Below are 25,810 nucleotides of genomic sequence, written 5' to 3'. Positions count from 1 at the left end.
TTCGAGGAAGTAGCCGCCGGCGCAGCCGGCTTCGAGCAGGACGGTGGGGCGGACGGTGGACAGCAGCCAGCGCAGCCGCCGGCCCGCCTCGAACCGGCGCGGCGCGGACCGGAAGTAGTCGTCGTAACCACCCTCGGCGAAGTAGTCCTCGTCGTAGCGACCGTCCTTCTCGGACTGCTCCTGCGCCGTCCAACTGAAGCCGCAGCCCTCGCAGCGGCGCAGCAGCCCGCCGAGTTCGGGCCGGTGGGCCTGCCGTGGCCCGCACACCACGCAGCGCGCGGTGCGACGGTCGACGCTCATCGCGTGCCTCCGCTGCTCGGGGACAGCACGGCGGCCGGCGCGCGCAGCAGCCGATGCAGCCGCAGCCGGTCGCTCGCGCTCACGTGCCCGCCGACGGCCAGCAGCGTGCCGGCGACGAACAAGGTCAGCGCCGCCCGGGTGGAGACGGCGAGGGCGGCGTCGAGTCGTCCCGGGCCGTCGGGCAGGAACGGGCTGGCCGCCGCGGTGACCACCCCGGCCGCGACCGCCGCGGCGAGCGGCGGCCAGATCGCCCGGGCCAGCGGGGCCAGCGGCCGGGCCGTGGCGGTGTGGAAGTAGACCAGGAAGTACCCGGTGCTGAGCACCACCGCCAGCGCGGTCGACAGGGGTACGCCGAGCGGCCCGCACAGCAGCAGCATCGGCACGGTGAGGATCAGGTTGAGCACGACGGAGAGCAGCACGTACCGCGTCTCCAACCCGGGGCGGCCCTCGGCGCGGGCGGCGATCGTCGCCGCCCCGGTGATCAGGTTGAGGGCGTACGCGGGGGCGAGGATCACGATGTTCGCCGCTGCCCAGGGGACCTGGTGGCCCAGCCAGAGCCGGACCAGCGGGTCGGCGCTCACCATCAGAGCCGCGGTGGCCGGGGCGAGGAACAGCGCGAGGTACCGGGTGGCGGTCAGGTAGAACCGGTCCAGCCAGCCGGTGCCCCTTGTGACCGTGCGGGCGACAGCGGCGGGGAACAGCACGATGAGGGCGAAACCCGGGGGCAGGCGGAGCAGGTTGAGCAGACGACTGCCCAGGTCGAAGCCGCCGGCCACGGCGGGACCGAAGGCTCCACCGAGGACGAGCCGGTCGAGTTCCACGTTGACCATGCCGGCGCCGCTGGAGACCTGCACCCGCAGGCCGTAGCCGCCGATCCGGCGGATGTCGCCCAGGTCCGTGCGCCCCCACCGGGGGGACAGCTGCGGGCACTGCCGGTGGGTGGTGGCGGCGAGCAGGAGGGTACGGATCGCGCCGGTCGCGGCGGCCGAGGCGGCCAACGCCGCCAGGCCACCGCCGAGGCGTACCACCAGGATCGAGAGTGCGGCGGTGAGGATCGCGGTGCCGGCGCTGATCGCGGCGAGTGACCCGTAGCGCTGGCCGCCTTCGAGCACGGCCCGCCAGGGCAGCTCCACGGCACCGGCCACCAGGCCGACGATCAGCCAGAGGGTGGCGTGCCACGCCTCGTCGGCCAGGTCCCCGAGGCGCAGCAGCCCGGCGAGCCACGGCCACACGGCACCGAGCGCGCCCAGGGTGAGCAGGCCCAGCAGCACGGCCCAACCCAGCCCCAGCCCGAGCAGCCGGCGCACCAGGTCCCGGTCAGCCGGGCTCTCGGCCCGCGCCACCTCGCGCACCAGGGCGGAACCGAGTCCGAGATCGATCAGGGCGGCCATCGCGAGCAGGCCGGCGAGCACGACCCAGATCCCGAACTCGCGCGGCCCGAGCTGCTGGTAGATGACCGGCACGGAGATCAGCCCGGACACCGCCATGATCACCCGTGCGGCCAGCATGCTGGCCGTGTTGCGGGTGACCCGGGTCTCGACCGTGTGGGCCGCACTAGCCACGGGGGAACCCCCGGAACAGTTCGACGACGGTCAGCAGGAGCAGGGTCAGGTCGACCCGCATGGAGCGGCAGTTGAGGTAGAGCAGGTCGCAGCGGAGCTTGTCCTCGACGGTGGCCGCGTACCCGCCGGTGAGCTGGGCGATGCCGGTCAGCCCCGGTCGGATCAGGTGCCGCAGGTCGTAGTGGGGCAGCCGGGCGAAGCCGGCGATGAACTCCGGGCGTTCCGGGCGGGGCCCGACGAGACTCATGTCGCCGCGCAGTACGTTCCAGAGCTGGGGCAACTCGTCCAGCCGGGACCGTCGCAGCACACGTCCCAGGCGGGTGATCCGGACGTCGTCCGGCAGGGCCAGGACCGGGCCGGTGGCCTGCTCGGCGCCGACTTGCATGGTGCGGAACTTGACCACCCGGAACAGCTGTCCACCCGCGCCGACGCGTTGCTGAAAATAGAACGGTGGGCCGGTGAACGAGACGACGGCGGCGAGCACCGCGATCAGCGGGACCACCACTACGGCACTGAGCAGGATCATGCTGAGGTCGAAGAACCGTTTGAGCCGCTCACCACGGGGCCGGCCGGCCCCGGATCCCAGCCGGATCCACGGCAGGCCACCGAAGCGCGCCATGGCGGGCGCTCGCAGCAGGCCGTAGACGGGTCGGGCCAGCACCATGATCTCGACGCCGGCGCCCATGCAGCTGGTGATGATGCGGTCGTCGATGCTCTCCAGGGAGTGCTTGAGCAGCAGAAGTCGAGGTCGGACGCGGGCCAGGACCCGGGCGAGCTCCTCGGCGCAGGCCGGCACCGGGAGCCGGACGGCCACGTCGAACTCCTCGTCGAGGCGGTCGGGCGTGGTGGCCGTGTCGGTCGGTTCGAGCACCACCACGCGGGCCCGCCGTCCGTGCTGATCCGACCGGGTGCCCCGCTCCTGGCGATCGAACAACTCCTGAAGTTGCACCGGGATCTCCGGGCGCTGTTGCGCTTGTGGCATCGCTGTCATGGGGACGCCATGCGGGGTCGCGCTGTCGTCGCCCCGCAGCGGAGATGTGTCCGCCGTGACGGGACCAGGGGTCTCTCTCAACGCGTCGACCTCCTTCGCCGCCAGGTGCTTGTAGGGCATCGGGGTGAGCACCCCGGGAGTAAGCTACTAGTCACAAATGCCCCAATAGTCCCGGATAGGTAAAAAGGGGACTTCTTGCGCCGAACCTCCCATATCCACCTCGGGCATTGGGTGAAAAGTCCGTTTGGTGGGTGTTTGGTGGGTTACGGTCGTGCCCGGCCGTCCGGTTGCCGCCGTGCGGGCCGACGGCCCCGTCGTTCCAAGGAGTTCCGCATGGATCTGCCCGTTACCGCCGTCGCTGTCGACCCGCCGACGGACCTGATGCCCCGGCGCGTTCTGGTGACCGGAGGCGCCGGCTTCATCGGCAGCCACGTGGTCGCCCGGCTGATGCTGATGGGCACCCAGGTCCGGGTGCTCGACAACTTCTCCACCGGCCGAATCGACAATCTGGCCGACGCCGCGTACGGCGGTCTGACCGAGGCGGACGTCATCTCCGGTGACATCCGTACGCCGGAAGGTGTCGAGGTCATCCACCAGTGGCAGCCGGACGTGGTGGTGCACCTCGCCGCGCAGCCGAGCGTTCCCGCCGCCCGCCGCTCACCCCTGTACGACGCCGACGTGAACGTGTTCGGCACCGTCAACGTGCTGGACGCCTGCGCCCGCAGCGGCGTACGACTGGTGGTCAACGCGGCCAGCAGCGCCATCTTCGGCAGCGTCGCCGCCCACGAGTTGCCGGTCCGCGAGGACTATCCGATCGCCCCGGTGAGCCCGTACGGCATCAGCAAGGCCGCTGGTGTGCACTACCTCGACTGGTTCGGGCGTCAGCACGGCCTGGCGTACACCTCGATGGTGTTCGGCAATGTCTACGGGCCGCGACAGGAGGGCAGTGACTGTGGCGTCGTGTCCCTGATGGCCGATGCGCTGCTCGCTGGCCGGCAGGTGGTGATCTACGACGACGGCACGCAGACCCGGGACTTCATCCACGTCAGCGACGTCGCCGAGGCGGTCGCCACGGCCTGCCACAACCACGGGGTGGGGATGGTCAACATCGCCTCAGGTCGGCAGACCAGCGTCAACGAGGTCTACGACACCGTCCGGGAGGCGTCCGGTGTCGGTAACGCGGCCCGCTACGAGCCGCTGCCGTGGCCGGGCGAGGTGCGCAACATGGCGCTGGACACCAGGAAGGCCCGCGAGCTGCTCGGCTGGTTCCCCAAGGTGGGCTTCACCGAGGGCGTACGGATGACGGTGCGCGACGCCCGCCGTCGCCAGGCCGGCGGCCAGCTCCTGTCCCCGGCGCGGGCGTTGGAGCGGGCCATGAGCCAGTGACGCTCCAGCATGTAATTCCTGTCATCTGATCGGGAATTTCATCGATCAGTCTAACTCTTGCGGGTCGGCATCCACTGCTGCCACGATGGCCGTCAATGCCTTCCGTCCCGAAGGAGTGGTCGTCATGGCGGTCTCCCGCCGCAGGTTCGTCACGTCGGTGCTAGCTGGGTCCGCCCTCGCCACCGCCTCCACCACCGAACTGCTCACCAGCCTGTCCAGCCCCGCGCACGCCGCCAGTCCCCCCGGAGACGTGGTCGGCAAGGTGACGGTCGGCTACCAGGGCTGGTTCAGCGCCCCCGGCGACGGGGCGCCGATCGGCGGATGGTGGCACTGGGGCCGCGACCGGTTCCAACCGCCCTCGCCCGCCAACACCACGATCGTGTCCTGGCCGGACACCCGCGAGTACACCCGCACCTACCCCACCGCGTACCCCAACCTGGGCAACGGCCAGCCGGCCACCCTCTTCTCCTCGTACGACCAGCAGACAGTCGACACCCACTTCCGCTGGATGCAGGAGTATGGCTGCGACACCGCCGCCCTGCAACGGTTCAACCCGATGGGCGACGAGGGCCCCACCCGCGACGCGATGACCCAGAAGGTCCGCTCCGCCGCCGAGCGGTACAACCGCAAGTTCTACATCATGTACGACGTCACCGACTGGCTGACCTTCCAATCGGAGATCAAGACCGACTGGACGACGAAGATGGCTGCGCACACCGCGTCGTCGGCGTACGCCCGGCAGAACGGCAAGCCGGTCGTCTGCATCTGGGGCTTCGGCTTCAGCGAGCCCAGCCGACCCTTCACCCCGGGCCCCTGCCTGGAGGTCATCAACTGGTTCAAGGCGCAGGGCTGCTACGTCATCGGTGGCGTCCCGACCTGGTGGCGGCAGGGCATCGAGGACTCCCGCCCCGGCTTCCTCGACGTCTACCACGCGTTCCACGCGATCTCGCCCTGGATGGTCTACCGGGCCAGGACGGTGGAGGAACTCGACTCGTACTACAACAACGTCAACGTCGGCGACATGGCCGACTGTGCGGCGCGCGGCATCGACTACCTGCCCTGCGTGATGCCCGGCGACCTCGCCGGGGGCCACCGCAAGCACGGCGACTTCTACTGGCGGCACATCTACAACATGGTCCGGCTCGGCTCCCAGGGCCTCTACGTGTCCATGTTCGACGAGTACAACGAGGGCAACCAGATCGCCAAGACGTCCGAAACGCAGGCCACCACCCCGGCCGGCGTGAACATCCGGGCCCTCGACGAGGACGGCGTCGCCTGCTCCGCCGACTACTACCTGCGCATCACCGCCGATGGTGGCCGGATGCTCAAGGGGCAGCTCGCCCTCACCGCCGTCCGCCCCACCCAGCCGATGGTCGGCACCCCGCCCCCGACCGGCGGAAACCTCGCCGCCGGCCGACCCACCTCGGCCAGCAGCCAGGGCGGCGGATTCCCGGCGAGCAACGCGGTGGACTCCGACGCCGGCAGCTACTGGGAGAGCAGCGGCGGCTCTTTCCCGCACTGGTGGCAGGTCGACCTCGGCGCCAGTCACCAGGTCAACAAGCTCGTGCTGCGGCTGCCCACCGGCTGGGGTGCGCGTACCCAGACCATCACCGTGCAGGGCAGCGTCGACGGCAGCTCCTTCGCCACCATCGCCGCGGCCTCCGCGTTCACCTTCGACCCGGCGACCGGCAACACCGTGACGCGCACGCTGACGACCAGCACGGCCCGCTACGTCCGGCTGAGCATCGCCGGCAACACCGGCTGGCCGGCGGGCCAGCTCGCCCAGGTCGAGGTGTACGCCGGCAGCACCGTCCCGGACAACCCGCCGACCGCACCGAGCGGGCTCACGGTGACTGGGAAGACGTCGACGAGCGTGTCCCTTTCCTGGACGGCGTCCACCGACGACACCGGGGTCACCGGCTACCAGGTACGCCAGGGCGGCAACGTCGTCGCCACCGTCACTGGCACCACGGCGACTGTCAGCGGGCTGAGCGCGTCCACCGCGTACACCTTCACTGTCGTCGCGCGCGACGCCGCCGGCAACACGTCTGGCGCGTCCTCGGCGGTCACCGTCACCACGGACGCTGCGGCCAACTCGGACCTCGCCCGGGGCCGACCCACCAGCGAGAGCAGTCACGTTCAGAGCTACGGGTCGGGCAACGTGGTGGACGGTGACGCCAACAGCTACTGGGAGAGTGCCAACAGTGCGTTCCCGCAGTGGGTGCAGGTCGATCTGGGTTCCTCGCGCACGGTCGGGCGGGTGGTGCTGAAGCTGCCGCCGTCGTCGGCGTGGGGTGCTCGTACGCAGACCCTCTCGGTGCAGGGCAGCGCCGATGGGGGGAGCTTCAGCACGCTTGTCGGATCGGCGGGGCGCACCTTCGACCCGGCTACTGGTAACCAGGTGACGCTGACCTTCAGCGCCGCCCAGGCGCGCTACGTGCGAATCTCAGTCACCGGCAACACCGGCTGGCCCGCAGGCCAACTGTCGGCGCTGGAGGTGTACGCCAGCTGACTAGGGGTGGGGCGGCCGTCGGGGGAGCGGCGGCCGCTGAGCTCGTCGAACGGGCGCAAGCCGCGCCCTGCCCAGGTCCACGTTGCCGGCTGGGCTGAGCGAGCCGGCGTGCCACCCGCGTGCACCCCCGCACTGCTTCGTCGATCATGGAGTTATGGTGGGCAACAAAGTGCTCTTTTATATGGCAAAACCGGCACCACAACTCCATGATCGACAGGGCCTGTCCGCGATCTTGCGCTTTCTGTCCCGGCGTGGGGGGCATTCCACGACCGGTCGGTGCGGGTGATGCTGAAGCTGTTCCGTCGGCGGGCCTGGGCCACTCGCACGCAGACCCTGGCGATGCATGGCAGGGCCGACGGAGGTAGCTTCGGCACGCTGGTCGCGGCGGCGGGGCGGACCTTCGGCCCGCCACCGGTAACCGGGTGACGCTCATCCTCACTGCCGCCCGGATGCGCTACGTGCGGATTCTCGTCACCGGCAACACCGTGTTGGTAGGCCGTAAGATCGGCTGGTGGGTGAAGCTCATCTCGACCGGGCGCCCCGGGTTGCCGAACATCAACTTGCTAATGCCTTGCCTCGCCGATGGCGGCATGTGCAGGCAGTGGCCGCGAAGGCTGGACGAATCGCTCCGCTAGCGGAGGCGGATGTTGAAGTCGCAGTTGCTGCTGCGTGGCTTCACGACATCGGGTACGCCCCCGACATAGTGAACACGGGCATGCACGCCTTAGATGGGGCGCGATGGCTACTGCGGGAGGGCTTCTCCAGCCGAGTTGCTGGCTTGGTTGCACACCACTCATGCGCCTCCTACGAGGCGGACGAACGCGGCTTGGCCGAGGTGCTATCAAGCGAGTTCATGCGTGAGGAGTCGCCCACGTCCGATGTGCTGTGGTTCGCCGACATGACGACCGGCCCAGACGGTCAAGATCTGACGGTGAAGGAACGACTTGCCGAAATCCGCGAGCGGTACGGCCCCGAAGACCTTGTCAGCAGATTCTGGGCGAGGGCAGAGCCTGCGCTGACGGATGCCGTCCGGCGGGCCAGAGGCCGCATGCGAACTCAGCCGATGTAGGGCTTGCTTCTTTCCCCGATGCCATGGTCGATGCGTAACCGCATCGACGGATGGGTCGAGAGTTTGTCCAACTCGTCCTCCGCTACCCATCGCGCCGCCGACGATTCGTCGCTGGTCGTCGGTTCGCCGCCTACGTACTGGCCCCGGAAGCAGATCGAGAACTGCTGCCGAACTTCGCCGTCGCTGTACTCGACCAGGTGGTTCGGGTTGGTGTAGATCCCGATCACACCAGTTACCTTGACTTCGACTCCGGTCTCCTCACACGTCTCGCGCACCGCCGTCTCGGCGATGTACTCGCCAAAGTCCTGGGCGCCACCGGGCAGCGCCCAGAGGCCGTTGTCGGTCCGCCGAATGAGCAGGACCCGTCCCTGCTCGTCCTGAACGAAGACGGTCACGGCCACGACGATGCTGTTCGGCTTCGGGGCGTTCGGGTTGTTGAAGTGGTCGATCCGGGCCATGCGTCCAGCCTTCCGCTGCTTGCGGCTCAGTGCTCAGGCCAGACGGCCCGCTTCTTCCCGAGGACTCGGTTGAAGCTCGCAACGTAGCTGTCGAACAAGTTCCCGCCGCCGAGCCGACGCAGGTGCAACACCGGCGCGTACGCGGCCGGGGTGCCGTAGAGGTGAGTGTTGACACCGCCGGGCCGACGAGCTGACCGAGCAGGCCGCGGGAATCGCCGCCAGCCTGAGGGGGTACGACGACCCGCACCGCACCAGCTTCGGGCCGATCCCCGTCGACCTCGCACGGGTGCTGGTGGCGGCGCAACGCGGTGACGCCGTCGAGGCACTACAGCGGCACTCGGCCGTGGTGCGGCGGGAGGCGTGGCGGCGGTTGCCGGCCGAGTATCGGGGCGCTTACCTGGTGGACGTCGCGCGGGCGTACCTCCAGGTGGGTGACCTGCGCGGCGCGGCTCGCGCGCTGGTCGACGCGGACAGTGTCGCGCCGGCTGAGGTTCGGTGCCGGCCGTTGGCGCGTACCGTGATCGCCGATGTCGCTCGCGCTCAGCCGGCGCCGGCCGGCGTGGCGCGACTGGCCACGTTGGTCGGCCTCACCCGCTGACGGACGAGCGCCGGCGTACGTCGTCGGCAGGGTGGATGGTGCGCACCGGGTCGGGCACCGGCCCCCGCCGCTGCCACTCGCGGGGGTAGCCGAGGGAGACCTCCTGGAAACGCACCCCGTCGTGGAAGGTGGTGCGGGGGATGTGCAGGTGCCCGTAGACCACGGTGGCCGCGTCGAAGCGCAGGTGCCAGTCGCTGGTGCGCACGGTGCCGCACCACTGGGCGAAGAGCGGGTACCGCAGGATATCGGTGGGTTCGCGCACCAGCGGGTAGTGGTTGACAAGCACCGTCGGCAGCGCTGGGTCGCGTTCGGCCAGCCGGCGTTCGGTCTCGGTGATCCGGGCCGCGCACCAGGCCTCCCGGCTCGGGTACGGGTCGGGGTGCAGCAGCGCCTCGTCGGTGCACACCACCCCGGCCGCGTACGCCAGCTCCAGCGACTCCTCCTGCGTGCGCGCCTCCGGCACCCGGAACGTGTAGTCGTAGAGCACGAAGAGCGGGGCGATCGTGGCCGGGCCGCCGTCGCCGTCCCACACCGGGTACGGGTCCTCCGGGGTGACGACCCCCAACCGCCGGCACATCCGCACCAGCTCCTGGTAGCGCTCCTCGCCGCGCAACGTGACCGGGTCACGCGGCGGTGTCCACAGCTCGTGGTTGCCCGGGGCCCAGACGACGCGGGCGAACCGGCTGCTCAGCAGCCCGAGCGCCCACTCGATGTCGGCGTACTGGTCGGCGACGTCACCGGCGACGAGCAGCCAGTCGCCAACGTTGTCCGGGTGTAGCTCCTGGACGAACGCGCGGTTCTGCGGGTGCCCGACGTGCAGGTCGCTGACAGCCCTCAGTCGGGGCGGAAGGCTCATGATCCGAGGCTAGGCCGTCGCGGGTGGGCCACGAAACCCCTGTCTTGCCGGCGGGCCGTTCAGCAGAACCAGCCGTCCTGCACCCAGCCGCGCCGGTTGATGTGCCCGTAGGCGAAGCCGTAGACGTAGCCGCCGCTGCGTGGGCCCTCTACCAGGAACGTCTGACCCTGGTAGAGGGTGCCCATCCAGGCGCCGACGGGCTGGGTGCGGACGAACAGGTCGCTCGCGCAGACCGTCTCGCGTTGACCGATCGTGCCGTTGGCGGCCTGGGCAGGGGCCGGCAGGGCGACTGTCGCGGCGATGACCCCGGCCAGCAGGGCGGCGGTCGCCGTGGCGCGGCGTCGGGTCACCATGAGTCGTACCCGCCGATGCACTCGATGCGAACGTAGCCCCAGTCGTTGGGGCCGAAGTCGAACGACGCCGCCCACCCGTTGTAGACCGGGTGGGCCCCCGGCGTGTGGCCGATCTTGTTGCCGTATTCCAGGGTGCGCTTGAGGCCGGTGGGCCCGCCAGCCGAGTCGTAGTTGGCGTAGAGGCTGGCGCTCTGGCAGACCACGATTGCGTGCCGTGGCACCACCGGGTCGGCCTGCGCTGGCGCGGCGCCCAACGCGACCGCGGTCGCTCCGATGGCCAACGCGGCGGCGCTCGCGCGCCTTCGTCGGGGCATGCCCACCTCCCGTACGCCGAAACTTTTCTACCGGCGAGCGTACCGATGGGGTCGATAAATGTCGATGGGGGGCGGTCGGTGAGGGCTCTCGGTGGCCGGCATATCTGGCGACCCGACGGGAAAGCGCGTGACGTCCGACAGCCCAAACCGGAGCAGGAGTAAAACATGCCTTTCATCACCGTGGGGACGGAAAACTCCGCGCCCATCGACCTGTACTACGAGGATCACGGTTCCGGTAAGCCGGTGGTGCTGATCCACGGCTTCCCGTTCAACGGCGCGACCTGGGAGAAGGTGACCACCCAGCTGCTCAACGCCGGATATCGGACGATCACCTACGATCGACGCGGTAATGGCAACTCCGCGCAGCCGGCGTTCGGGTACGACTACAACACGTTCGCGGCGGACCTGGACGTGCTGATGACCGAGCTGGACCTGAACGAGGTGACCCTGATCGGTCACTCGATGGGCACCGGCGAGGTGATCCGGTACCTGGGCAACTACGGCTCGCAGCGGGTCAGCCGGGCCGTGGTGCTCAGCCCGCTGCAACCGATGCTGGCCAAGGCCAAGGACAACCCGGAGGGCGTCGACACGAGCCTGTTCAAGGGCTTCCAGGACGCCATCATCAAGGACCGGTTCGCCTACCTGACCCAGTTCTGCGACGCGTTCTTCAACTACAGCGAGAACAAGGGCAAGCTGGTCAGCGAGGAGGCGTACCGGGCGCACTGGCAGATTGGCGCGATGGCCTCCGCCAAGGCCACTCACGACAGCGTGACCGCTTGGCAGGAGGACTTCCGCCCGGACCTGCCGAAGATCGACATACCGGTGCTGATTATCCAGGGTGACAAGGACAACGTGTTGCCCTACCCGGTGACCGGCCAGCGGCTCGGGCCGATGATGCCGACCGCCAAGCTCATCACGCTCAAGGGTGCGCCGCACGGTCTCCCGTGGACCAACGCCGACGACATCAACAAGGCGGTCCTGGACTTCATGAAGCAGCCGGCGAAGGCTCGCGCCTGATCTGACCCGGTAGCCGATCGGACACCAGCGCCACCACGGCGCTGCGACACCCGGCCCACGGTTTCGCACCCGGGGCCGGGTGTCGTCCGTGTTCAGGCCCGTCGGGCCACCACCGCGCCGTTGGCGCCGGGGGCGTCGAACGGCACGGTCCGCACGTCGACGAAGCCGGCGTCGGTGAGCCAGGCCGCGTACTCGGCACCGGAGTAGTTCCGGCCGCCCTCGGTCTCGACGAGCATGTTCATCCCCATCAGGGCCGCCTCCGGTGGCCCGGTGCGTTCGTCGTTGAGCAGCAGTTCACAGACGACGATCGCCCCGCCGGGCGGCAGCGCCGCGTGGCACCGGGCCAGCAGAGCCCGGTTCGTCGGTTCGTCCCAGTCGTGCAGGATCATGCTGAGCAGGATGACGTCGTGCTCGCCCGGCAGCTCCGGGTCGGCGAGGAAGTCACCGCCCACCGCGTCGATCCGGTCGGTCAGACCGGCCTGCGCGACGCGTTCCCGCGTCCGGACGCAGACGTGCGGCAGATCCAGGACGGTCGCCCGCAGCTCGGGCAGGCGGCGGCAGAACTCGATCGGGAACGCACCGGCCCCGCCGCCGACGTCGAGCAGCCGGCGGTGCGCGGAGAAGTCGTACGCGTCGGCCAGCGCGCTGGCGGTGAAGCTGGACGTGGAGAACATCGCGTCCCAGAACTGCGCCAGCATCTCCGGGTCGGCGGTGTCGAACATCGACTGTTGGGCCTCCGGGTCCCAGGTCAATGGCCGATCCGTGCGCAGCGCCTCGCCGATGCGGTGCCAGGGTAGGTAGGTGCGCAGGTCCGAGTAGCGAATCTGCGCGCCGGAGTAGTACGGGCGACCCTCGACCAGGAACTGCTCGGCCAACTCGGAGTTGCGGTAGCCATCGCCGGCCTTCTCCAACAGGCCGAGCGAGGCGGACGCGGCCAGCAGCAGGTCCGCCGGGCGGTCGGGCAGCCCGAACTCGGCGGCGGCCTGCTCGACGGTCATCGTCCGCCCACCGGCGAGCCGGGTGAACAGGCCGAGTTCAACGCCCGCCGCGAGGGTCTTGAACCCCCACACACCGGCCACCAGGCGCATGAGGGGAGTCGGAGTGATCATGAGGACATGAGATCACAGATCAGACGTTTCTACGATGGACGGTCACGCCCGGATCAGCGTCACCAACCCCGCGGCCACCAGCACCCCGGCCCAGAGCCGATCGACGTTGAACCAGGCCCGACGCAGCACACCCACCCCGAGCACCTGGTAGACAAGCACCGCCAGGGCCAGGGCAACGCCGAGCATCGCCACGGTGTGCACCCCGGCCGCCGCGAGGCCGGACAGCGCACCCACCGGCGCGGCGGCCAAGTGCCCGGAGTGACCCCCGGGCACCGGCTCGGCCACCAGCACCGGCAACAGCATCAACCCCGCGCCGTGCGCCGACGACATGAGAAACGACCAGCCGGCGAGCTGTGCTGCGGAGAGCCGCATCCCCGCCCAGCGGAAGTGTCGCTCGGAGAGCAGCCGCCACAGCCCGAAGGCGACGAGCAGCACCCCGCCGCCGACCGCGAGGGCGGTGCTCGCCGTCACCGAGCGGGTCGCGCTGACCAACGCGGCGACGATCGCCACCGAGGCGAGATGCCCCGCCGCGATCGGCGGCAAGGCGCGCAGCAAGGCCGCCCGGCTGCGCTCCTGCAGGCCCCGGGCCACCGCGAACAGCCAACCCATCGCTGGGTTCAGACCATGGAACGCGCCGAGCGCGGCGAGCGTCGCCAGGGTGGCAACGGTCACGGGAAGCAGTACGAGTCGGAGGACGCGTCCCCGCCCTGCAACCGGGTCTGGTGCACCCGCAGGCCCCGGAACTCCTCCCCGTGCGGAAAGAACCGCTCGTCCGGGGTGAGCCCGCCGGCGTCCACGTCGACGTCGAGCTTGGCCAGCCAGGCGCCCACCCCGTCGGGGTAGAACTGGTCGTCCCACGCGCCGTAGAGCGAGTTGCTGACATAGACCCGCCGGCCGTCCCGGCTGACCTCCACCATCTGCGGGCCACCGGCCAGCGCCTCGTCCGGCGCGGACGGGTGCGCGGTGCGGCGGACGATTCCGCCGAGGTGCACCGAGCCGGTCTGCACCGGGTGCAGCGGGTCGCTGACGTCGTACTGGCGTAGCTCCCCGGTGCCCCAGCAGGAGACGTAGAGGAACCGGTCGTCCACCGACAGGTCGATGTCGGTCACCAGCGGCGGCACCGCACCGAACGGCTTGAGCAGGTCGGGCAGGGCCGCCGGGTCGGCCGGCTCGGCCGGGATGTCGATCACCTTGGTGACCGCCCAGGCGTCCCCGTCGCGGTGCCACAGCCAGATCGAGGCGGACAGGTCCTCGACGCTGATCACCACCCCGACGAAGCCGTACGACTTCGTCGGGTCGTGCGCCGGGCGCAGCTCCAGCGGCATCTGATACTGGTCGCCGAGATCGACCCGCTGCACGTGCCGGCGTTTCGCCAGGTCCCAGAAGTGGATGGCGTGCCCGTAGCGGCGGCCCAGCAGCAACTCACCGATGATGCCGTCCTCGATCATCGACGGGGTGCCCCACTCGCTGGTGACCAGCACGTCCTGGGTCAGGTGCCACCACACGTCGTACGCCAGGAACTGCGGGCCCCGGTCGGCCTCCCACGCCCCGCGTACCTCGAAGGTGGTGTGGTCGAGGATGGCGATGCCACCCGGGCCCTCCTCGCCGTCCGCGCCGCCGAGAGCCGAGAGGTAGATGCCGTCCGGCCCACAGTGCACGGTGTGCGGCCGCGAGTAGCCGGCCCGTTTCGCCAGCTCCTCCGGCCCGATCACCTTGACGATCTGCGGCTGGCGCGGATCGGGCTGGGTGTCGAGCACGTGGATGCGCGACGAGCGCAGGCCAGGCACGATCAGGTAGCGCCGCTCGACGTGCGGGTGCGGGGCGGTCGGGCAGAGCGCGCTGCTGCACGCGTTCCAGCCGAAGTGGTGCAGCTCGTCACCGACGTACGGCAGGTCGGTCCAGCCCACCACCCGGCCGTAGTCGGGGGAGTCGGGGTCGGTGTCCAGCACCACGATGGCGTCCGGACGGGTGGCTGTGCGGTCGAAGGCCGCCACGTAGGCGAGCTTCTCCGCCGGTGCGGTCACCGCCCCGCGCGGGGAGGGGTAGAACGTGGGATCGGGGGTCCAGCGGGTCATCACAGCTCCGCTCGTCAGGTGGTGGGAACGCCGAGTCGGTCGAGCAGGTGGCGGCGCAGCGCGCCGAAGGCCGGGTCGTCCGGCGTACGGGTGGGGCCGAGGTCGACGGGCAGCTCCGCGGCTATGCGGCCCTCGTCGAGGAGCAGGATCCGGTCGGCGAGCAGCAGCGCCTCCTCCACGTCGTGGGTGACCAGCAGGGCGGCGAAGCCGTGCTCGGCGCGCAGTCGGCGCAGCAGGATCTGCATCCGCAGTCGGGTCAGCGCGTCTAGGGCGCCGAACGGCTCGTCGAGCAGCAGCAGGTCCGGTTCGCGGACCAGGGCCCGTGCCACGGCCACCCGCTGCGCCTGCCCGCCGGACAACTCGGCCGGCCAGGCGCGGTGCCGCTCGGCGAGACCGACCTCGGCCAGCGCCCGGCGGATCCGCCCTGGGCCGTCCGCGCCGGTCAGCCCGAGCCCGACGTTCTCCGCCACCCGTTTCCACGGCAGCAGCCGGTGTTCCTGGAAGACCACGGCGGCGGTGCCGTGCACCACGCTCATCCCGCTGGCTTCGCGGTCCAACCCGGCGAGAATCCGCAGGAGCGTGCTCTTGCCGGAACCGCTGCCGCCCAGTAGGGCCACCACCTCGCCACGGGCGATGGTCAGGTCGACCCCGGCCAGCACGACCGTCGGCCCGAATGCCCGGCGCACCGCCTGAGCGCTCAGCACCGGGGCGGTGCTGCTCAGGTGGCCCGCAGTCCGCGACGCCATGTCAACATCCTCCTCTCCAGCACGCGCAGCGCAAGGTCGGATATCAGCCCGAGCAGCGCGTAGACAAGCAGGCCGAGCACCACCACGTCGGTCTGACTGAACTCCCGCGCCTCCATCATCAGAAAGCCGATCCCGGTCTGGGCGTTGACCTGCTCGCCGACGACCAGGCTGAGCCAGGCCGCCCCGATCGCCAGCCGCAGGCCGAGGAAGAGCGACGGCAGCGCGCCGGGCAGCACCACGTGCCGCAGTCGGGCGGCCTGGCCCAGACCACAGGTACGGGCGGCCTCGACCAGCCGCTCGTCGATGTCCCGGATGCCGGCGTAGGTGTTGAAGTAGATGGGGAAGAACGCCCCGAGCGCCACCAGGCTGATCTTGAGTGATTCGCCGATGCCGACCCAGATGATCAGCAACGGCACCAGGCCGAGGTGCGGCAGCATCCGGGCCATCTGCACCGGCGGGTCGACCAGATCGTCACCGAGGCGCAGCAGCCCGGCCACCGTGCCCAGGACCAGGGCCAGGAGACCGCCGATCAGCAGACCCGCCCCGGCCCGGGTGAGGGAGTCCAGCAGGTGGATGCCGAGCGTCCCGTCCCGGCTCAGCCGCCAACCAGTGGCCAGCACGTCACTGGGCGCCGGCAGCTTCTCGGCCGCCAGCAGCCCGGTCCGCGCGGCCAACTCCCAACCCAGGACCAGCACCACCGGGCTCACCAGCCGTCGCCACCGCCGGGCCGAGGGCTGACGACGGGGTACGACAGGCGCCGCCGCCGTCACCTCGCTGGGGACCTCGGCCAGCGTCGTACGACTCACTGGAACACCGCGCTGAACCGGTCGTCGATCCGGGATCGGAGGTCGACCGGCCCGGGGATGAGCTTCAAGGCGATGAAGCTGTCGGTGATCGCCTGAAGCTCGTCGCCGATCGCCGGGGTGACCGGGGCCAGTGGCTTGGCGCTGCGGGCCAACGCGCGGCTGGTGACGTCCTGCGGGATCTTCAGCTCCGGCGCGAGCGTGCTGGCCCGCTCGTCGGGGTGGGCGATGCCCCAGTCGGTCACCTCGCGGTAGCGCTGGAGGAACGCCCGGATGTCGTCTGAGCGCTCGTCGACCGCGTCGGGTGCCGCCAGAACGTACTCGCGGTTGCTGGCCAGGCCGGTCGCGTCGGCGAGCACCTCGACCCCCGGCTGCTCGGCCAGGGCGAAGTACGGGTCCCAGATCACCCAGGCGTCGATCTGGTCGCCGTCGAAGGCGGGCCGTCCCTCGGCGGGCTTGAGGTACTTGACCTGGATGTCCTCCAGGGTCATGTTGTTCGCCTCCAGCAGCCGGACCAGCAGCCAGTGCACGTTTGACCCCTTGTTGAGGGCCACCGTCTTGCCCTTGAGGTCGGCGAAGCTGCGGTAGCCGCGGCCGGCCTTGACCAGCACGGCCTCACCCTGCGGAATCGGCACCGACGTGCCGATGATGGAGAACGGGATCTTCCCGGCGGCGGCGAAGACCGGCGGGGCCTCGCCGACCTGTCCGATGTCGATCGAGCCGGCCTTGAGCGCTTCGGTGAGCGCCGGGCCGCTCTCGAACAGCGACCATTCCACATCCGGTGCGGCACCGCGCGCCTTGACCAGGCTCAGCCCGCCGAAGCGCTGGTAGCCGATCCGGAGCTTGCCCTTGCTACCGCCCGCATCGGCGGACCCGCCGCACGCGCTCACCGCTGCCGTGGCGAGCAGCGCCACGGTGGTGAGCACGGCCGTCAGGAGGCGGCGCTGCGGAGGTCGGCTCGTCGACGGGGTGGGCATGGCGGCTCCTCGGGTCGGGCATGCGGGCGGCGGCGCATCGACAGGTGTCGGCGCAGTGCGCAGTAGCCTACTAACCCGATAGGTTTTATGGGTAGGCTATCGGCGGGATCGTCCCACCCCTCAGGAGGTGCCCGCCTCGCCGCGTGCGCCGACCGCTCCCGTTGGAGGAAAGAGCCGCGATGACCCTCACCTTCCACTGGTTCCTGCCCACCAACGGCGACAGCCGCGACATCGTCGGCGGGGGACACGGCGTACCGACCGGCGCCGCCGGAGGCGCCCGACCGGCCAGCGTCGCCTACCTGGGGCAGATCGCCCGCACCGCCGAGCAACTCGGCTTCGTCGGCGCGCTCACCCCCACCGGCGCCTGGTGCGAGGACGCCTGGCTCAGCACCGCGATGCTCACCGAGGTGACCGAGCGGCTCAAGTTCCTGGTCGCCTTCCGGCCCGGGCTGCTGGCCCCCACGCTGGCCGCCCAGATGGCCTCGACCTTCCAACGACTGTCCCGAGGCCGGCTGCTGCTCAACGTGGTCACCGGCGGCGAGTCACAGGAACAGCGGGCCTACGGCGACTTCCTGGACAAGGACGCCCGGTACGCGCGCGCCGACGAGTTCCTGCACGTGGTGCGCGCGCTGTGGCGTGGTGAGACGGTCGAACACACCGGCACCCACGTCCGCGTCGAACAGGCGCGGCTGCACCGGCTGCCCGACCCGGTTCCGCCGGTCTACTTCGGTGGGTCCTCCGCCGCCGCCCTCCCGGTGGCGGTGCGGCACAGCGACGTCTACCTCACCTGGGGCGAGCCGCCGGCCCTGGTCGCCGACAAACTGGAGCGGGTCCGGGCGCTGGCCGCCGACGCCGGGCGGGAGCTGCGCTTCGGCATTCGGCTGCACGTCATCGTCCGGGATACCGCCGAGCAGGCCTGGGCGCAGGCCCAGCGCCTCCTCGACGGGATCTCCGAGGCCGACATCCGGGCCGTGCAGGAGGGGTTGCGCCGCAGCGAGTCCGAGGGGCAGCGCCGGATGCTCGACCTGCACGGTGGCTCCCGCGACGGCCTGGAGATCGCCCCCAACCTGTGGGCCGGGGTCGGGCTGGTCCGCGGCGGGGCCGGCACCGCGCTGGTGGGCAGCCACGCCGAGGTGGCCGACCGGAGCGCCGAATACCACGCGCTCGGCATCGACGAGTTCATCCTCTCCGGCTATCCGCACCTGGAGGAGGCGTACTGGTTCGGTGAGGGCGTGCTGCCGATCCTGCGCGACCGAGGGCTGTGGCAGCACCCCGATGGCCCGCAGGGCACGGCGGGCCACGTCGACGTCCCGTTCGCCGGTGTGCCCACGCCGCAGCCGGCCGTGCCCCGCTGACCGGCCGACCCGACGCCACGGCCGCTAACAGATCAACACCGGTGCGTCAGGCGGAGTAGCTGCTCGCAACCCCCGCACTGTCCCGTCGATCATGGAGTTGTGGTGGGTGGCAAAGTGCCCGTACTGCGCCAAACCAGGCACCACAACTCCATGATCGACGAGGGCGGGCCGTCCCTCCTCGGCGATCTTGCGTTTTCTGTCGCGACAAAACCACTCCGGTCAGAGCACTAGCCGGGTCGGCTGGTGAAACGCTGGCCGACCCGCCGCGCGGCGAGGCTTACCAGGGTGCTGCCGACCGCCATCCCGACCAGCACCAGAATCCCGCCGACCGCCCACAGGCCGCTGTCGTCGGTGCCCGCTGCCCGCCACGACCAGACCGCCGTGAACGCCACGGTCATCACCGGCGCCACCAGCCACGGGCTGAGCCGCGTCCCGGCGAGCGCGGCCAGCAGCACGAGCGTCAGCACGCAGCCGACCACCTGCCACGGCTCGTACGGGCCGCTGCTCGCGCCGGTCTGCGCGTCGACCGTGTAGCGGGTGTCCCAGCCCAGCCAGAGGATCCACGCCCCGACCGTGGCCGCCGCCAGGAACAGAACACCGAGCAGTGCGCGCGTACCCCTCGTCGCCGTCATCCGGCGATCATCCCCTGCGTGCCGCCGTACCGATACCCGGCCACCGGCGGCGCTCAGGTGCCAGTGGCGTCCCAGACCACGACGTGCACGACGAACGTCGGGTCGCTGCCGGGCGAGGTAATGGTCGCGAAACCGACGCGGCCTTCGGAGGTGCGGAAACAGAAGTCCGCGCCGGGCGTGAAGTGCGGCTGGGCCGACCCGGGGCCGTCGACGGCGCAGGTCGCGTACGCCTGACCGGGAGGTCCGCCGGAGTACTGGTAGACGTTGGGCGGGTTCGCCACCTGGATGTTGTCCGACCGTACCTGCCCCCAGTCGTGGTACAGGTCGAACCCGTCGGTGGCCCCGGCGGTGTGGTTCGCGACGACCCGCTGATCCGGTCGGTCCACGTCGACAGCCGCGCCACGCGGCAGCACGACGCGCCGGTCCACGAGAGTGCGGGGCGAGTTCGGGTCCTGCGTCGGGGGGGACGCCCCGGCGGTCGCGCTTGGTGCGGACGTGCCGCCCGCTGCCGAAGGGGTCGATGTCGTGGTGGCTCCGGCCGCGGGTGGCGGCGTCGACCGGTGACCGAGTTGGGTCGCCACCACACCGCCGAGTAGCAGGCAGCCCAGCGCGAGCAGCGCGACCGCCAGCCGGGTCCGTTGATACCAGAACCAGAACCCGCCGAGTAGCAGCACAGCGGTGAGAGTGAGGACGATCAGCAACGCGTCCCGGCGCAGCACGCTCTGCACCGCCGTGACCACGCCGAGGACGTTTGCCGCCACGCCCACCACGGCGAGCATTCGGATCCGACGCTCGGCGTCGCCGGTCGCCGCGGGCGCTGACTCCTGCATGGCGGTGCCTCCCGTATGGACGGTATCGGTCACGCCGAAGCCCGACCGGGACGGCGCAGAACCCCGCCCCGGTCATGCTCTCACCGACCCGCACGTCGCCGACGCCGCAGACACGCGGGTACGACGACGATCCGCGCCGGACTGTTGCCCCGGCCGGTGGCGATCCTCTACGGTCTGCTCAGCGGTGGGCGGTGCGGTCCGCATCCGACCCGACACCGCCGGTTGCCCGTCGCGCGGGCCGGGATGGTGGAGTCCCGGAGCGCCCCGTCGGCGGTGACCCGGCGGTCGTGTGACTCCCAGCTCGTCCCCGGGCGCTGATGCCCGGTGCGGCTCCGTGCGGAGCCGACGGCGAGCCGGGCACGCCGACCCCACCGGGAGAGCCCGTGTTCCTCAGCCCGCACGAGCAGGACCGCCTGCTCATCCACGTCGCGGCCGATGTCGCCCGCGCTCGCCGCGAGCGCGGCCTGCGCCTCAACTACCCCGAAGCCGTGGCGGTGCTCACCGCGTTCCTCCTCGAAGGTGCCCGCGACGGCCGGTCGGTGGTCGACCTCATGTCCGCCGGCCGGGCGGTGCTCGGTCGCGACGACGTCCAGGACGGCATCCCCGAGCTGCTGAGGGAGGTGCAGGTGGAGGCTACGTTCCCGGATGGCACCAAGCTCGTGACGGTGCACCACCCGATCCCGTGATCCCCGGGGAGATCCTGCCGGCGGCCGACCCGGTCGAGATCAACGTGGGTCGTCCGGTAACCACCCTGCTCGTGGTCAACACCGCCGACCGTCCGGTACAGGTCGGCTCGCACTACCACTTCGCCGAAGCCAACCCGGCGCTGTCGTTCGACCGGAACGTGGCCTGGGGGCAGCGGCTCGCCGTCCCGGCGGGCACCTCGGTCCGGTTCGAGCCGGGCATCAGCCGCGAGGTCGACCTCGTACCGCTGGGCGGGGCACGGATCGTGCCGGGTCTGCGCGGAGAGTGCGCGGGACCGTTGGACCGGTCGCCGCACGCGGCCACCGCCGACGGGTCGCCGCGGTGAGCGCCGTGCGGCGGGACCGCTACATCGACCTGTACGGGCCGACGACCGGTGACCGGATCCGGCTGGCCGACACCAACCTGCTGATCGAGGTGGAGATCGACCACTGCGTGGGCGGTGACGAGGCGGTCTTCGGCGGCGGGAAGGTGATCCGCGAGTCGATGGGGCAGTCCCGGGCCACCCGCGCCGAGGGGGCGCTGGACACCGTCATCACCGGTGCCGTGGTGCTCGACCACTGGGGCGTGGTCAAGGCCGACGTGGGGCTGCGCGACGGGCGCATCGTGGCGCTCGGCCGGGCCGGCAACCCGGACACCATGCCCGGCGTCCACCCCGACCTGGTCATCGGCCCGTCGACCGAGGTGATCGCGGGCAACGGGCGGATCCTCACCGCCGGCGCGGTCGACACCCACGTGCACTTCATCTGCCCGCAGATCGTCACCGAGGCGCTGGCCAGTGGCATCACCACGCTGGTCGGCGGCGGCACCGGGCCGGCCGAGGGGACCCGCGCCACCACCGTCACCCCGAACGCCTGGCACCTGGCCCGGATGCACGAGGCGCTGGACACGATGCCGGTCAACGTGCTGCTGCTCGGCAAGGGCAACACCGTCTCCAGCGAGGCGCTCTGGGAGCAGTTGCGGGCCGGTGCGGGCGGTTTCAAGCTGCACGAGGACTGGGGCACCACACCGGCGGCGATCGACGCCTGCCTGCGGGTGGCGGACGCGTCCGGGGTCCAGGTGTCGATCCACACCGACACGCTCAACGAGGCCGGTTTCGTCGCCGACACCCTGCGGGCGATCGGCGGGCGGGCCATCCACTCGTACCACACCGAGGGGGCCGGCGGCGGGCACGCGCCGGACATCATCACGGTGGCCAGCGAACCGAACGTGTTGCCGTCGTCGACCAACCCGACCCGGCCGTACACCGCCAACACCCTCGCCGAGCATCTGGACATGTTGATGGTCTGCCACCACCTCAACCCGTCCGTACCGGAGGACCTGGCCTTCGCCGAGAGCCGGATCCGACCCTCCACCATGGCCGCCGAGGACCTACTGCACGACCTCGGCGCGATCTCCATCATCGGCTCCGACGCGCAGGCGATGGGCCGGGTCGGCGAGGTGATCACACGGACCTGGCAGAGCGCCCACGTGATGAAGGACCGGGTCGGCGCGTTGCCGGGTGACGGGGCCGCGGACAATCACCGGGCCCGACGGTACGTGGCGAAGTACACCATCTGCGCGGCGATGGCCAACGGGCTGGAACGGGAGATCGGCTCGGTCGAGCCGGGCAAGCTGGCCGACCTGGTGCTGTGGGATCCGGCGTTCTTCGGCGTACGACCGCTCCTGGTCATCAAGGGGGGCATGATCGCGTACGCCCAGATGGGTGACGCCAACGCCTCGATCCCGACGCCGCAGCCGATGCTGCCGCGGCCGATGTTCGGGGCGTACGGCGCGGCAGCGGCGGCCACCAGCCTGGCCTTCGTGGCCCCGGCGGCCCTGGACGCCGGGCTCCGACTGGACGTGCGACGTCGGGTGGTGCCGGTGAGCGACGTGCGGTCGCGGGGCAAGGCCGACCTGCCGGAGAACAACGCGATGCCGCGTATCGAGGTGGACCCGGACACCTTCACCGTGCGGATCGACGGTCAGGTGGTGGAGCCGGACCCGGTGACCCGGCTGCCGATGGCCCAGCGGTACTTCCTGTTCTGATGGCGACTCCGAGCCTGCTGTTGCTGTTGGCCGACGGACGCTTCCCCGCCGGGGCGCACGCGCACTCCGGCGGTCTGGAGGCGGCCGTCGCCGCCGGCCGGGTCACCGACCTGGCCACGTTGGAGGCGTTCCTGGCCGGACGACTGGCCACCGCCGGTCTGGTCGGCGCGGCCTTCGCGGCGGCCGCACACCGGGCGGCGGTGCCCGAAACCGTCGGGCGGGCGGACGCGCTGGCACGGCTCGACGCGGAGCTGGACGCGCGTACCGCAGCACCCGCGTTGCGGGCGGTCTCCCGCCGGCAGGGCCGGGCGCTGCTGCGCGCCGGTCGGGCCATCTGGCCCGACGCTGCGTTCGCAGACCTACCCGCGACGCCCACCGGGGCGCACCAACCGCTGGTGCTCGGGCTGCTCTGCGCCGCGGCCGGGCTGTCCCGCCTCGAGACCGCCACGATCGCCGCGTACGGGACGTTGACCGGTGCGGCCAGCGCCGGCGTACGTCTGCTCGGCCTCGACCCGTACCGGGTCCAGGCTCTGCTGGTCGGCCTGGCCGATGCCTGCGACGGCACGGCCGCCGACGCGGCGCGAGCCGCCGATGATCCACCGGAGCGGCTGCCGGCCGCCGCCGCTCCGCTCGCCGACATCCATGCCGAAATCCATGCCACCTGGGAGGTGCGTCTCTTTGCGTCCTGACACCGTTGTGCCGAGCGCTGTGCCCGCCGTCGAGCCGATCACGCCGCCGGCCACCCCACCCCACGACGAGACCGTTCCGCACACCCATCCGGAGCCGGGGGTGGATCCCCATCCGCCGCTGGCGCGCGCGGGCCGTGCCCTGCGGGTCGGCATCGGCGGCCCGGTGGGGTCCGGCAAGACGGCCCTGGTGGCCGCGCTCTGTCGGGCCTTCGCCGACGAGTTGCGGCTCGGCGTGGTCACCAACGACATCTACACGACCGAGGACGCCGACTTCCTCCGGCGGGCCGGTGTGCTGGATCCGGCCCGGATCCGCGCGGTGGAGACCGGTTGCTGCCCGCACACCGCGATCCGCGACGACATCGGCGCCAATCTGGACGCCGTCGACGAGCTGGCCGAGGCGGTCGGCCCGTTGGATCTGGTCCTCGTGGAGAGCGGCGGGGACAACCTAACGGCGACCTTCAGCCGGGGGCTGGTCGACCGGCAGATCTTCGTGGTCGACGTGGCGGGAGGGGACAAGGTGCCCCGCAAGGGCGGCCCAGGGGTCACCGCCGCCGACCTGCTCGTGATCAACAAGACCGACCTGGCACCGATGGTGGGCGCCGACCTCGCCGTCATGGATCGTGACGCGCGAGCCCGCCGTGGCGACCTCCCGACCCTCTTCCTGTCCATCGTGGGAGACCCCACGGCGACCCGGGTCGCGGACTGGATCCGGCACGAGTTGGCCCACCACGCAGCCTTGCACCCGCTCGCCGTGCCGGTCGGCCCAACCTGATGCGAGCATTCGCCCGGCTGGTCGCCCGGGCCGACGGTCGAGGCGGCACGGCCCTGGTCGAGCTGCGCGGCGAAACGCCGTTGCTGCTGCGCCAGACCCCGGCCGACGGTGGCGTCGCCACGGTGCACATCGTCGGCGGGGCGGCCGGCCCGCTCGCCGGGGACGACCTGCGTCTGGAAATCGAGGTGGGGCCCGGCGCGGCGGTCCGGGTGCGCAGCGTCGCCGCGTCGATCGCCCTGCCGGGTCGCCCGGGTGCCGTCTCCCGGGTGGCGGTGCGGGCGGTGGTGCACGCCGGTGCCACGCTGCACTGGCTTCCGGAACAGCTGGTCGCCGCGGCCGGCTGCGCGCACCTTGCCGAGTCCCGGATCGACTTGGCAGCCGGCGCGAGCCTGCGGTGGCGAGACGAGCTGATCTGCGGCCGGTACGGCGAGGTGCCCGGCGGCGCGGTCGTGCACACCCAGGTCGACTATGCGGGCCGACCACTGCTGCGCCAGTCTCTGGCGGTGGGACCACAGGCACCCGGCTGGGCCGGCCCCGCAGTGCTCGGCGGTGCCCCGGCCACCGGGTCCCTGCTGGTGGTCGACCCGTCGCGACCCACCGCACCTCCGACGGCCGAGGGCAGTGTCGCCCGGCTGCCGCTGGCCGGCGGCCCGGCAACACTGTGGACCGCGACGGCTCCCGACGCGCACACCCTGCGCGCCCACCTAACCGTCTAGGGAGCCGAGTCGGGCCGTGTGCTGCACTGCCGGTCCAGCCTGGTCCTCATCGCCGCGGTCATCTGGCTTCGAGATCAGCAAGGAGGCACGTTAGTCGCCGCACAGTCGTCACATCGACACCCTAACCCTCTGAGTTTCGTCTCGCCCCACCAAGATCGGCAGGACACGTCCTAGGCCGGCCCGGCGGAAACTCTGGAGAGCGTGATGTCTGTGAGTCATCACGATGACTCACAGACATCACGCTCTCTGCCGTGTGGGGTGGAAGGTCGGGCCGCGCTCAAGGCCGCGCCGAACGCCGAACGCCCGGAAGCCGGGGAACGGGTAAACGGGGGAAGCGGGGGAAGCGGTCAGCGGTGGGGGCCAGCGGCAACGCCGGCATCGACGCGATCGTCACGGCGGGCGGGTTCCTGGCGGCGGGCCGGGTCGAGGCGGCCGATCAGGTCGTCGAGCTGGCGTAGGAGGTTGGCGGTCGGTGGCACGCCCGGCTCGCTGGTCTGGGCGATGCCCCACTCCGCGACGCCCAGCTCAGGGGTGCCCAGCTCGGGGATGCCCAGTTCGGCGAGGCTGGCGCGGACCCGTTCGTCCAGGCGGGCGTGCTCGCGGCGGCCGCGAGCGGTCAGGTACGCCCGGATGCGCCGGCGGTCGATCGGATCGATCCGGCGGAAGACGAGGTTGCGGTCGACGAGCTGGTCAACAAGCTTGGTGAGGGTGCCCGGCGGCAGCGACGCCTCGGCGGACACCTCGCTCATCGGGTGACCCTGGCCGTCGGCGAGCAGGCAGAGCACCCGCCACGCCTCGATGCTGATCGAGTCGTCGGCCAGAACGGCGCCCAACCGGCGGGAGAGCAGCCGTTCGGCGCGGGTGAGCGAGCGCAGCAGGTCGGCTGGCGCCCCGGGCACGTCTGACATGAAACTCCCTGGTCCGGTGGCCCTGTCATGGTAGCGAGTCGTCCCGGTCAGT

The 25,810-nt window shown here is 71.2% G+C and carries 29 protein-coding genes; 13 read left to right on the top strand and 16 right to left on the bottom strand.

What is annotated here, in order from left to right; translation table 11 throughout:
- The 3 genes from IF46_RS0128745 to IF46_RS33475 all read right to left on the bottom strand — a co-directional run.
- The coding region (locus IF46_RS0128745; protein WP_030491526.1) for a hypothetical protein at positions 1-300 on the bottom strand (300 nt) is incomplete at its 3' end.
- Positions 297-1,862 (bottom strand): lipopolysaccharide biosynthesis protein, encoded by a 1,566-nt coding sequence (locus tag IF46_RS0128740; RefSeq protein WP_030491525.1) that lies wholly within the window; start codon positions 1,860-1,862, stop codon positions 297-299. The genes IF46_RS0128745 and IF46_RS0128740, both read right to left, overlap by 4 nt.
- Positions 1,855-2,844 (bottom strand): sugar transferase, encoded by a 990-nt coding sequence (locus IF46_RS33475; protein WP_051724239.1) that lies wholly within the window; start codon positions 2,842-2,844, stop codon positions 1,855-1,857. The genes IF46_RS0128740 and IF46_RS33475 overlap by 8 nt, the downstream gene beginning before the upstream one ends.
- A gap of 342 nt (positions 2,845-3,186) precedes the next feature.
- Between IF46_RS33475 and IF46_RS0128730 the strand changes: the two genes are divergently transcribed.
- From IF46_RS0128730 to IF46_RS0128715, 4 genes are all read left to right on the top strand, one after another.
- Positions 3,187-4,239, top strand: a complete 1,053-nt coding sequence (locus tag IF46_RS0128730) for an NAD-dependent epimerase/dehydratase family protein (RefSeq protein WP_051724238.1) — start codon at positions 3,187-3,189, stop codon at positions 4,237-4,239.
- Positions 4,240-4,363: 124 nt separating this feature from the next.
- Positions 4,364-6,751 carry a discoidin domain-containing protein gene (locus IF46_RS0128725; RefSeq protein ID WP_030491522.1) on the top strand — a complete coding sequence of 796 codons (2,388 nt, stop codon included), beginning with the start codon at positions 4,364-4,366 and terminating at the stop codon, positions 6,749-6,751.
- A gap of 422 nt (positions 6,752-7,173) precedes the next feature.
- On the top strand, positions 7,174-7,386 hold the full coding sequence (locus IF46_RS34930) for a hypothetical protein (RefSeq protein WP_198041562.1): 213 nt from the start codon (positions 7,174-7,176) through the stop codon (positions 7,384-7,386).
- Positions 7,344-7,820: an HD domain-containing protein gene (locus IF46_RS0128715; protein WP_332261510.1), complete on the top strand. Its 477-nt coding sequence runs from the start codon at positions 7,344-7,346 to the stop codon at positions 7,818-7,820. Before IF46_RS34930 ends, IF46_RS0128715 begins: the two co-directional genes overlap by 43 nt.
- Here IF46_RS0128715 and IF46_RS0128710 read toward each other — a convergent pair.
- Complete coding sequence (locus tag IF46_RS0128710) at positions 7,808-8,278, bottom strand: NUDIX hydrolase (RefSeq protein ID WP_030491520.1); 471 nt, start codon at positions 8,276-8,278, stop codon at positions 7,808-7,810. The two genes, IF46_RS0128715 and IF46_RS0128710, sit on opposite strands and share 13 nt — an antisense overlap.
- Positions 8,279-8,564: 286 nt before the next feature.
- Between IF46_RS0128710 and IF46_RS32930 the strand changes: the two genes are divergently transcribed.
- Positions 8,565-8,876 carry a hypothetical protein gene (locus IF46_RS32930; RefSeq protein ID WP_030491519.1) on the top strand — a complete coding sequence of 104 codons (312 nt, stop codon included), beginning with the start codon at positions 8,565-8,567 and terminating at the stop codon, positions 8,874-8,876.
- Here the strand turns inward: IF46_RS32930 and IF46_RS0128700 are convergent.
- Genes IF46_RS0128700 through IF46_RS0128690 form a run of 3 tightly spaced genes read right to left on the bottom strand, consistent with a single transcriptional unit; the run spans position 8,866 to position 10,399 of the window.
- Positions 8,866-9,732 (bottom strand): metallophosphoesterase family protein, encoded by an 867-nt coding sequence (locus IF46_RS0128700; RefSeq protein WP_030491518.1) that lies wholly within the window; start codon positions 9,730-9,732, stop codon positions 8,866-8,868. The two genes, IF46_RS32930 and IF46_RS0128700, sit on opposite strands and share 11 nt — an antisense overlap.
- 59 nt (positions 9,733-9,791) lie before the next feature.
- Positions 9,792-10,085, bottom strand: a complete 294-nt coding sequence (locus IF46_RS0128695) for a hypothetical protein (protein WP_030491517.1) — start codon at positions 10,083-10,085, stop codon at positions 9,792-9,794.
- On the bottom strand, positions 10,079-10,399 hold the full coding sequence (locus tag IF46_RS0128690; protein ID WP_030491516.1) for a hypothetical protein: 321 nt from the start codon (positions 10,397-10,399) through the stop codon (positions 10,079-10,081). The genes IF46_RS0128695 and IF46_RS0128690 overlap by 7 nt, the downstream gene beginning before the upstream one ends.
- A 165-nt stretch (positions 10,400-10,564) precedes the next feature.
- Between IF46_RS0128690 and IF46_RS0128685 the strand changes: the two genes are divergently transcribed.
- Complete coding sequence (locus IF46_RS0128685; protein WP_030491515.1) at positions 10,565-11,416, top strand: alpha/beta fold hydrolase; 852 nt, start codon at positions 10,565-10,567, stop codon at positions 11,414-11,416.
- A gap of 92 nt (positions 11,417-11,508) precedes the next feature.
- Here the strand turns inward: IF46_RS0128685 and IF46_RS0128680 are convergent, their stop codons facing one another.
- From IF46_RS0128680 to IF46_RS0128655, 6 genes are read right to left on the bottom strand one after another with little or no spacing between them, the layout of a single operon-like run.
- Entirely contained in the window at positions 11,509-12,525 is a 1,017-nt protein-coding gene (locus IF46_RS0128680; RefSeq protein ID WP_030491514.1) for a methyltransferase, read from the bottom strand.
- A 42-nt stretch (positions 12,526-12,567) separates the two neighbouring features.
- Positions 12,568-13,197 (bottom strand): hypothetical protein, encoded by a 630-nt coding sequence (locus tag IF46_RS0128675; protein ID WP_030491513.1) that lies wholly within the window; start codon positions 13,195-13,197, stop codon positions 12,568-12,570.
- On the bottom strand, positions 13,194-14,600 hold the full coding sequence (locus IF46_RS0128670; RefSeq protein WP_030491512.1) for a selenium-binding family protein: 1,407 nt from the start codon (positions 14,598-14,600) through the stop codon (positions 13,194-13,196). The genes IF46_RS0128675 and IF46_RS0128670 overlap by 4 nt, the downstream gene beginning before the upstream one ends.
- A gap of 14 nt (positions 14,601-14,614) precedes the next feature.
- On the bottom strand, positions 14,615-15,346 hold the full coding sequence (locus IF46_RS0128665; protein WP_030491511.1) for an ABC transporter ATP-binding protein: 732 nt from the start codon (positions 15,344-15,346) through the stop codon (positions 14,615-14,617).
- The gene (locus IF46_RS0128660; RefSeq protein WP_030491510.1) at positions 15,319-16,152 is read right to left on the bottom strand and encodes an ABC transporter permease; all 834 of its coding nucleotides are present in this window, start codon (positions 16,150-16,152) and stop codon (positions 15,319-15,321) included. Before IF46_RS0128660 ends, IF46_RS0128665 begins: the two co-directional genes overlap by 28 nt.
- The gene (locus IF46_RS0128655) at positions 16,149-17,126 is read right to left on the bottom strand and encodes an aliphatic sulfonate ABC transporter substrate-binding protein (protein WP_030491509.1); all 978 of its coding nucleotides are present in this window, start codon (positions 17,124-17,126) and stop codon (positions 16,149-16,151) included. The genes IF46_RS0128660 and IF46_RS0128655 overlap by 4 nt, the downstream gene beginning before the upstream one ends.
- Before the next feature lie 179 nt (positions 17,127-17,305).
- Here IF46_RS0128655 and IF46_RS0128650 point away from each other — a divergent pair, with 179 nt between their 5' ends.
- Positions 17,306-18,481 (top strand): LLM class flavin-dependent oxidoreductase, encoded by a 1,176-nt coding sequence (locus tag IF46_RS0128650; RefSeq protein WP_030491508.1) that lies wholly within the window; start codon positions 17,306-17,308, stop codon positions 18,479-18,481.
- Positions 18,482-18,708: 227 nt separating this feature from the next.
- Here the strand turns inward: IF46_RS0128650 and IF46_RS0128645 are convergent, their stop codons facing one another.
- Both IF46_RS0128645 and IF46_RS0128640 read right to left on the bottom strand, forming a co-directional pair.
- Positions 18,709-19,113, bottom strand: coding sequence for a hypothetical protein (locus IF46_RS0128645; protein ID WP_030491507.1), 405 nt, complete (start codon positions 19,111-19,113; stop codon positions 18,709-18,711).
- Between the two features lie 53 nt (positions 19,114-19,166).
- Positions 19,167-19,943 (bottom strand): hypothetical protein, encoded by a 777-nt coding sequence (locus tag IF46_RS0128640; protein WP_030491506.1) that lies wholly within the window; start codon positions 19,941-19,943, stop codon positions 19,167-19,169.
- Positions 19,944-20,326: 383 nt separating this feature from the next.
- On the opposite strand from IF46_RS0128640, the gene IF46_RS0128635 reads away from it, so the two are divergent.
- The 6 genes from IF46_RS0128635 to IF46_RS0128610 are packed head-to-tail and all read left to right on the top strand — an operon-like array spanning position 20,327 to position 24,850.
- Positions 20,327-20,629 (top strand): urease subunit gamma, encoded by a 303-nt coding sequence (locus IF46_RS0128635; RefSeq protein WP_030491505.1) that lies wholly within the window; start codon positions 20,327-20,329, stop codon positions 20,627-20,629.
- Positions 20,626-20,973: an urease subunit beta gene (locus tag IF46_RS0128630; protein WP_030491504.1), complete on the top strand. Its 348-nt coding sequence runs from the start codon at positions 20,626-20,628 to the stop codon at positions 20,971-20,973. Before IF46_RS0128635 ends, IF46_RS0128630 begins: the two co-directional genes overlap by 4 nt.
- Positions 20,970-22,673, top strand: coding sequence for an urease subunit alpha (locus IF46_RS0128625; protein ID WP_030491503.1), 1,704 nt, complete (start codon positions 20,970-20,972; stop codon positions 22,671-22,673). The genes IF46_RS0128630 and IF46_RS0128625 overlap by 4 nt, the downstream gene beginning before the upstream one ends.
- The gene (locus tag IF46_RS0128620; RefSeq protein ID WP_030491502.1) at positions 22,673-23,362 is read left to right on the top strand and encodes an urease accessory protein UreF; all 690 of its coding nucleotides are present in this window, start codon (positions 22,673-22,675) and stop codon (positions 23,360-23,362) included. The genes IF46_RS0128625 and IF46_RS0128620 overlap by 1 nt, the downstream gene beginning before the upstream one ends.
- A gap of 37 nt (positions 23,363-23,399) precedes the next feature.
- Positions 23,400-24,134, top strand: a complete 735-nt coding sequence (ureG, locus tag IF46_RS0128615) for an urease accessory protein UreG (protein WP_157563611.1) — start codon at positions 23,400-23,402, stop codon at positions 24,132-24,134.
- On the top strand, positions 24,134-24,850 hold the full coding sequence (locus IF46_RS0128610) for an urease accessory protein UreD (protein WP_030491500.1): 717 nt from the start codon (positions 24,134-24,136) through the stop codon (positions 24,848-24,850). The genes ureG and IF46_RS0128610 overlap by 1 nt, the downstream gene beginning before the upstream one ends.
- 347 nt (positions 24,851-25,197) lie before the next feature.
- On the opposite strand, the gene IF46_RS34095 is transcribed toward IF46_RS0128610, so the two are convergent.
- Positions 25,198-25,758 carry a MarR family winged helix-turn-helix transcriptional regulator gene (locus IF46_RS34095; RefSeq protein ID WP_084598094.1) on the bottom strand — a complete coding sequence of 187 codons (561 nt, stop codon included), beginning with the start codon at positions 25,756-25,758 and terminating at the stop codon, positions 25,198-25,200.
- Positions 25,759-25,810 lie beyond the last annotated feature (52 nt).

The organism is Micromonospora chokoriensis (assembly GCF_000718555.1).
In the GTDB taxonomy this organism is placed as follows: domain Bacteria; phylum Actinomycetota; class Actinomycetes; order Mycobacteriales; family Micromonosporaceae; genus Micromonospora; species Micromonospora chokoriensis_B.
The sequence above is the reverse complement of the archived record's forward strand: the minus strand, read 5'-3'. Positions and strand labels throughout refer to the sequence as shown.